At 69.7% G+C, this 6,395-nt stretch carries 7 protein-coding genes and 1 pseudogene; 4 read left to right on the forward strand and 4 right to left on the reverse strand.

What is annotated here, in order from left to right; translation table 11 throughout:
- Nucleotides 1-58: 58 nt before the first annotated feature.
- Both AOK17_RS02680 and AOK17_RS02685 read right to left on the reverse strand, forming a co-directional pair.
- On the reverse strand, nt 59-511 hold the full coding sequence (locus AOK17_RS02680; protein WP_055610625.1) for a GNAT family N-acetyltransferase: 453 nt from the start codon (nt 509-511) through the stop codon (nt 59-61).
- Between the two features lie 115 nt (nt 512-626).
- A complete protein-coding gene (locus AOK17_RS02685; RefSeq protein ID WP_055610626.1) occupies nt 627-1,091 on the reverse strand; it encodes a MarR family winged helix-turn-helix transcriptional regulator in 465 nt (154 codons plus the stop codon).
- A 140-nt stretch (nt 1,092-1,231) separates the two neighbouring features.
- On the opposite strand from AOK17_RS02685, the gene AOK17_RS02690 reads away from it, so the two are divergent.
- On the forward strand, nt 1,232-2,473 hold the full coding sequence (locus tag AOK17_RS02690) for an MFS transporter (RefSeq protein WP_055610627.1): 1,242 nt from the start codon (nt 1,232-1,234) through the stop codon (nt 2,471-2,473).
- 168 nt (nt 2,474-2,641) lie between these two features.
- Complete coding sequence (locus tag AOK17_RS02695) at nt 2,642-3,061, forward strand: GlcG/HbpS family heme-binding protein (RefSeq protein ID WP_055610628.1); 420 nt, start codon at nt 2,642-2,644, stop codon at nt 3,059-3,061.
- Nucleotides 3,062-3,214: 153 nt separating this feature from the next.
- Here AOK17_RS02695 and AOK17_RS02700 read toward each other — a convergent pair whose 3' ends face one another.
- Nucleotides 3,215-4,081, reverse strand: a complete 867-nt coding sequence (locus tag AOK17_RS02700; RefSeq protein ID WP_055610629.1) for a GNAT family N-acetyltransferase — start codon at nt 4,079-4,081, stop codon at nt 3,215-3,217.
- Between the two features lie 5 nt (nt 4,082-4,086).
- On the reverse strand, nt 4,087-4,683 hold the full coding sequence (locus tag AOK17_RS02705) for a hypothetical protein (protein WP_055610632.1): 597 nt from the start codon (nt 4,681-4,683) through the stop codon (nt 4,087-4,089).
- 76 nt (nt 4,684-4,759) lie between these two features.
- Here AOK17_RS02705 and AOK17_RS02710 point away from each other — a divergent pair, with 76 nt between their 5' ends.
- On the forward strand, nt 4,760-5,392 hold the full coding sequence (locus AOK17_RS02710) for an HAD family hydrolase (protein WP_055610630.1): 633 nt from the start codon (nt 4,760-4,762) through the stop codon (nt 5,390-5,392).
- A 417-nt stretch (nt 5,393-5,809) separates the two neighbouring features.
- A pseudogene (locus AOK17_RS51910) lies at nt 5,810-6,395 on the forward strand (globin domain-containing protein); the annotation flags it as partial.

Consider the following 6,395-nt stretch of genomic DNA (forward strand, 5'->3'; position numbering starts at 1 on the left):
GCGCCCCCCCGCCGTGCGCGGACTTGTGCACCGACCCGGCGGCCGGGATCCGCCTGCCTCAGAGCTGCAGCTTGAACCCGACGTGGGATGCCGTGAAGCCGATTCGTTCGTAGAACCGGCGGGCGTCGGTGCGGCTGACGTCGGAGGTCAGCTGCACCAACTGGCAGCCTTCGCTCCGGGAACGGTCGATGGCCCACTCGATGAAGCGGGTGCCCAGGCCGCTGCCGCGCTCGTCGGCATGGATGCGTACGCCTTCGATGATCGAGCGGGTCGCGCCCTTGCGGGACAGCCCCGGAATGATCGTGAGTTGGAGCGTGCCGACGACACGGCCCTCGCGCACGGCGACGACCAGGTGCTGGTTCGGATCCTTGCGCAGGCGCTCCAGGGCGGCCAGATAGGGGCTCAGGTCGTCCGGTGACTCGCGCTGCGCTCCCAGAGGGTCGTCGGCGAGCATCGCGACGATGGCAGGGACGTCGTCCGGGACAGCCGGTCGTATCTCAAGATCTCCCATGGCAGCACCCTACGCAGACGTGCCACTGCGCTGACGTGCCCCTACGCAGACGTGACGCGACGCTGACGTGCTCCGAGGTTGACGCGTCACGGCGCGCGCAGCGCAGCCGCGCTCGCTAAGCGGGCGTCGGCACGCTCGCCGACTCGACGACGCGGACCAGCGGAGCCAGCTCGGGGTTCATGGCCGCCGCGTCGAGTGCCTCGCGCAGGGCGGCGTCGTTGGTGGGCCGGGCTTCGCCGAGGAGCTTGAGGCCCGCCTCGCTGACGTTCGTGTAGATGCCGCGGCGATCAGTCGGGCACAGGTAGCGCAAGAGCAGCCCGCGGTCCTCCAGCCGGGTCACCAGTCGCGTGGTGGCGCTCTGGCTGAGGACGACCGCGTCGGCGACCTGCTTCATCTGGAGATGGCCGCCGTCGCCGTCGTGCTGACGGCTGAGGACGTCGAGCAGCGAGTACTCGCGCACGCTCAGGTCGTGCTTCGTCTGCAGGGCCCGTTCGATGTGCGCCTCGATCCTCCCGTGCAGCAGGGAGAGGGCGCACCAGCCCTGGGCGAGGGCGGTGAGCGCGGGGTCGGTCGCTGTCATGGCGTTCTCCTCCGTACCGGAGCGGCTGACACCAGGATAGAGCACTGCCGCAATAGTCCGCGCTTGCAATTAGTCGGCGTCTGCAAGTATTGTCAACGCACGTAAAGCGCTCCTGCAATCGTCTGGGAAGGTTCTCCCCCATGCCTCTCGCGCTTCTTGCCCTCGCGATCGGGGCCTTCGGAATCGGAACCACCGAGTTCGTGATCATGGGCCTGCTGCCCGACGTCGCGGGTGACTTCGGTGTCTCCATCCCCACCGCGGGCTTCCTCGTGACCGGCTACGCGCTCGGCGTCATGTTCGGTGCGCCGCTCATGACGGTCCTCGGCACCAAGGTGACCCGCAAGCGGATGTTGATGCTTCTCATGGGGCTCTTCATCGTCGGCAACCTGCTCTCCGCCGTCGCTCCCAACTTCACCGTGATGCTGATCGGCCGCGTGGTCGCCTCGCTCGCGCACGGTGCCTTCTTCGGTATCGGCGCCGTCGTTGCCGCGGACCTCGTCGCGCCCGACAAGAAGGCCGGCGCCATCTCGATGATGTTCACGGGCCTGACCGTCGCCAACGTCGTCGGCGTACCGCTGGGCACCCTCATCGGCCAGTCCGCCGGCTGGCGCGTGACGTTCACGATCGTCGCGGCCCTGGGTGTCCTCGGCCTGGCGGGCATCGCCAAGCTCGTCCCCGACATGCCCAAGGCGGAAGGTGTGCGCCTGCGCCACGAGCTGGCCGCGTTCAAGAACGTCCAGGTGCTGCTCGCCATGGCGATGACCGTCCTCGGCTTCGGCGGAGTCTTCGCGGCGATCACCTACATCGCGCCGATGATGACGAACGTGGGCGGCTTCGCAGACGGCTCCGTCACCTGGCTGCTCGTCCTCTTCGGCCTCGGCATGGTCGGCGGCAACCTCGTCGGCGGCAAGTTCGCCGACCGCGCCCTCATGCCGATGCTGTACGTCTCCCTGGGCGCCCTCGCGGTCGTACTCGCGCTCTTCACAGTCACCGCACACAACAAGATCGCGGCGGCCGTGACCATCGCGCTGATCGGTGCCCTAGGGTTCGCCACCGTGCCGCCGCTCCAGAAGCGGGTGCTCGACCAGGCGCACGGCGCCCCGACGCTCGCCTCCGCCGTGAACATCGGCGCCTTCAACCTCGGCAACGCCCTCTCCGCCTGGCTCGGCGGCCTCGTCATCGCGGCCGGCCTCGGCTACACCGCCCCGAACTGGGTCGGCGCGATCCTCGCCGCCGCCGCCCTCGTGCTGGCCGTCCTCTCGGCCGCTCTGGAGCGCCGGTCCGACGCCGCCAACACCGCCGACGGCCTGATCGCCACCGAGATCGGGGCCGGGGCAGCGTCGACGGAGTCCGGGCCGCAGAAGGCCGCTGTTCCCCACTGACCCGCTGCCTGGGCGGTCGTATCCGCCCGGCGTGGTCGGCCGCTGGGCCAGAGCTGTCCCGGCGTCCGACCGAGGCCCCGAGCAAGTCTTCACCTGCACCTCAATGGACCGGCCTCCTCGCAGGCCACCACCCCCACACAGCACCACCCATCAAGGAGAAACAAGCTCATGAGCACCACCACCGTCACCCCGCTGACCATCCAGGACGCCGAGGCTCTCGTCACGGCCGCCCGTCGCGCCGCGGAGGCCGCCGACGTGAAGGTCAGCGTCACGGTCCTCGACGCGGGCGGCCACCTGCTCGCCTTCCGGCGCGACGACCGGGCCGTACTGATCTCCGGTGAGACCAGCACCCGCAAGGCCTACACGGCACTGCAGCTGGACACCCCCACCGCCGACCTCGTCGACGCCGTGCAGCCGGGTGGCCTCTTCCACACCCTGCCCACCGCCCTCGACCGCCCGCTGCTCTTCATCGCGGGCGGTGTGCCGGTCCACCGCGACGGCCGTCTGATCGGCGCGATCGGTGTCGGCGGCGGCGCGCCGGAGCAGGACCACGGCTTCGCCACCGCCGCGCTGAAGACACTCGCCTAGGAGCGCTCGAAAGCGCCCTGGCGCCAGGAAATACCGAAACGCCTGCCCCGGATGGGGCAGGCGTTTCGGTATGCCGCCGGCTGTCGACCGCCGAGCTCGTCCGCGGAGTTCTCAGAGGCTCAGCTCTCGGCCGCCGAGCTCACTCTCGGCCCTTCAGCCCGCCGCCACCGTGAGCGGAGCGAACCGTCGCGTCCAGTCGCCCGGCAACTCCGCGATGCCGTACGTCATGACCGCGTTGAAAGCCGTGGGGGCGAGCCCGCGCTCCTTCACCCACGCCAGCAACTCCTCGTGCCGTACGTCGATGTCGGTGCGCAAAGGCCCGTCGACGTGGGCGGCCAGCGAGGCGATGAGCGCCTTGGCCGTCTCCGTGTCCCGGGCGATCAGCGGACCCACGACATGGTTGTCCAGGTTGGGCCAGGCAGCCGCGTAGCCGATGACACGGCCGTCCTCCTCGGCGACACGGAGCTGGTCGGCGAACGCGGGCAGACGCGTGATCATGTGCGTGCGGTCGGTACCGAAGACCTCTTCGTCGAGCCGGAGGATCGCGGTGAGGTCCTCGGCGGTGGCCGCACGCGTGGCGACCTCGGATTCCGGGCCGCCCGGGACGAAGTGGCCGCGGACCATCTCGGCCCGTCCGGTGGTCTTGAACCCCAGCTCCTCGTAGAGAGGGCGCCCGTACGGCGTCGCGTGCAGCGTCACCGGTGTGGTGCCCAGCTGGGCAACGACATGCCGCATCAGCCTGCGTCCGACGCCCTGGCGAGCATGCCGCTCGGCGACCAGCACCATGCCGATGGCGGCCAGGGCGGGACGGTCCTGGGGCCCGTACGAGGTCACGACGCAGGCGGTGACGAGACCCCCGTCGGGGTCGTCGATGCCGTAACCGGTGCCGGCCGTGAGCAGGAGGCCCCACTTGTGCTCCTCGCGGGGCCAGCCGCGGTTCTCGGACAGATCGGCGCAGGCGGAGAGATCGCGTGGCGTCAGGCGGCGGATGGGCTGGAAGGCGGGGGAAGGAGTCGACACGCAGGTCAGGCTGTCTGAGAAGCCCGCTCGGCGTCCACCGGTTTCTGGGCAGCCGCACTGATCTTTTGCCCACGCGACTTCTCCCTGACCGACCTCTGCCCGGCTGACTTCTGCTCACGCAGCCTTCGTCCACGCCGGGTCAGTCCCCAGGGCTTGAGGACCGAGATCACCGTCATGAAGAGATAGGCGGACAGCGAGACGATCGGCCCGAACAGAACATCACCGGCGTCAGGAAGCGGGCCACCCGCAGAAACTGCTGTGACGGCGGAACCGACTCCAGGGCGCAGCGCGAAGACAGTGGCGGTGATCGTGGCCAGGGTCAGCCAGAACTTGATGTAGACCCAGCGGTGCCTCGCGAGCCCCCACGGCGTGCCCAGGGACAGCACCAGACCACTGACGAGCGTGAGGAACGCGACGGGGAGCAGGAGCCAGTCGGCGAACAGCTTCATGGCGCGGACGGAGGCCTCCACGGTCACCGCGGCCCCTGTGGTGGTCGCGGTGATCCCCAGAGCGAGCAGCCCGAGCGTGAGCCCGAGCCAGCCCGCGGAGGCGGCTACATGGACGACGAGGGTGGCCCGGCGTGCGGGGCGGCTTAGTTTCACGTGAAACACCGTGCCGGGCGGGAGCGCAGAGTACGTCTGCTGGCGGGAGTAACCCCACGTACTAGCCTCGGCGTACATGGCGAGACTTCATCTCTTCGATCTGGACGGGACCCTGCTGCACGGCACCTCGGCGCCCGTGGAGATCTCCCGGCAGCTCGGCCTGGAAGCTGAGACCAAGGCGCTCGACGAGGCGATCGGAGCGGGACTCATAGGCCCGCCGGAGTACGCGACGCGGGTACACGCCCTCTGGAGGGATCTCACCGAGGCCCATGTGGCGACCGCTTTCGCGCGTGCGCCGTGGCTGGAGGGCATCCAGGACGTCTGGGCGGAGGTCAGGGGGAGCGGCGACTACTGCGCCGTCGTCTCGCTCTCACCCTCGTTCTTTGTCGAACGGCTGACGGGCTGGGGCGCGCACGCGGCGTACGGATCGCGCTTCCCCGCGGTGCCGTTCACCGAGCCGGTGGATCCTGTCGGGCTCCTGAGCGCGGCGGCCAAGGTGGGGATCGCGGACCGGCTCTGCGCGGAGTTCGGAGTGACGAGGGCCGACTGCGTCGCGTACGGCGACTCGATGTCGGACAGGGACCTGTTCGGGGTGGTTCCGCTATCCGTCGCCGTCAATGCGGATCTGCATCTGGAAGGTCTCGCCACCCACTCCTACATGGGGCGGGATCTGCGGGATGCCTATGAATTGGTGCGCACTGCCCGGTAATTGAAGGAATCGACGGTCCGGTCCCCCTTCGATTCCCGACGTGGGGAAGAGGGGACTTGTGTGCCGGACGGCGGCCGGTATGGTCGACTCCGGTTCGTGTCCGGTGTGATGTCCGTACATCCCGCCAGGGCGAACAAAGGGCAATGCAGCCTAACGGGACAGAGAGATCGAAGACCCGCATTTCCGGTTACATGACCGGGGTGTTGGTACAGGGTGAGACGCTGCGATGGCGGTAGTGCGGCCAATGTCACACTCTCGGCTTACTTGTCCGTAGGGTGCGGGATTCCGAGTTCAATGTGGCCGCCATGGGGCGACGGGGCGGAACGGGGAAGGCAAGCAGTCTGCGGGGGAAAGCAGGCATCTTCCGATCGAGGAAGTGCGCAGACCGACCGAAAGATGTTCGAGGCGAGGCACAACATGGACGCTCCGACCACCACGTCGGCCGACAACGGCACTTCAGGGGGTAGCGGCGGGGGCGGCTGGTTCACGCCGCACAAGCCGCCGGAACCGCCCACGGGCGGCGAGCAGGAGGCGCCCGAGGGGCCCGAGGGCCACCGCCTGGCCGCGTTGCGCCCCGTCGGCAGGCCCGCGCAGGGCGCCGACGCCACGACGCGGCAGCGAATACCCCCGACCGACGAGACCGTCTCCGACACCGAACGAGCCGACACCGGAGCCACGGAGACGCTCGGCCGCCACGCGGGCTCCCCTGACGGCGGCCACGCCTACGGCGACCCCACCGACGCCAGGTCCGTGCCTGCCGACGCCTCTCATGGCAACGCTCCCGGCGCCAGCGCCCGCCATGCCGGTGCCGCTCATGTCGGGGCCACCCATACCGGGGCCGCTCACGCCGGACCTGCTCCTGTCGGGCCGACCGCGACGTCGGCCATGACGTACGAGGCGATACCCGCCCCCCAGGATCACACCGATCCCCCCGCCGCATTCGGACCCGGACCCGACCACGCGTCCCGCGTTCCCGACCAGCGCTCCGCCCCTGCCACCGCCC

The organism is Streptomyces phaeochromogenes (assembly GCF_001418655.1).
Lineage (GTDB): Bacteria > Actinomycetota > Actinomycetes > Streptomycetales > Streptomycetaceae > Streptomyces > Streptomyces phaeochromogenes.

Coding starts and splice junctions, on each gene's coding strand:
- AOK17_RS02680 (WP_055610625.1), bottom strand. CDS start 511: ATGGGAGATCTTGAGATACGACCGGCTGTCCCGGACGACGTCCCTGCC.
- AOK17_RS02685 (WP_055610626.1), bottom strand. CDS start 1,091: ATGACAGCGACCGACCCCGCGCTCACCGCCCTCGCCCAGGGCTGGTGC.
- AOK17_RS02690 (WP_055610627.1), top strand. CDS start 1,232: ATGCCTCTCGCGCTTCTTGCCCTCGCGATCGGGGCCTTCGGAATCGGA.
- AOK17_RS02695 (WP_055610628.1), top strand. CDS start 2,642: ATGAGCACCACCACCGTCACCCCGCTGACCATCCAGGACGCCGAGGCT.
- AOK17_RS02710 (WP_055610630.1), top strand. CDS start 4,760: ATGGCGAGACTTCATCTCTTCGATCTGGACGGGACCCTGCTGCACGGC.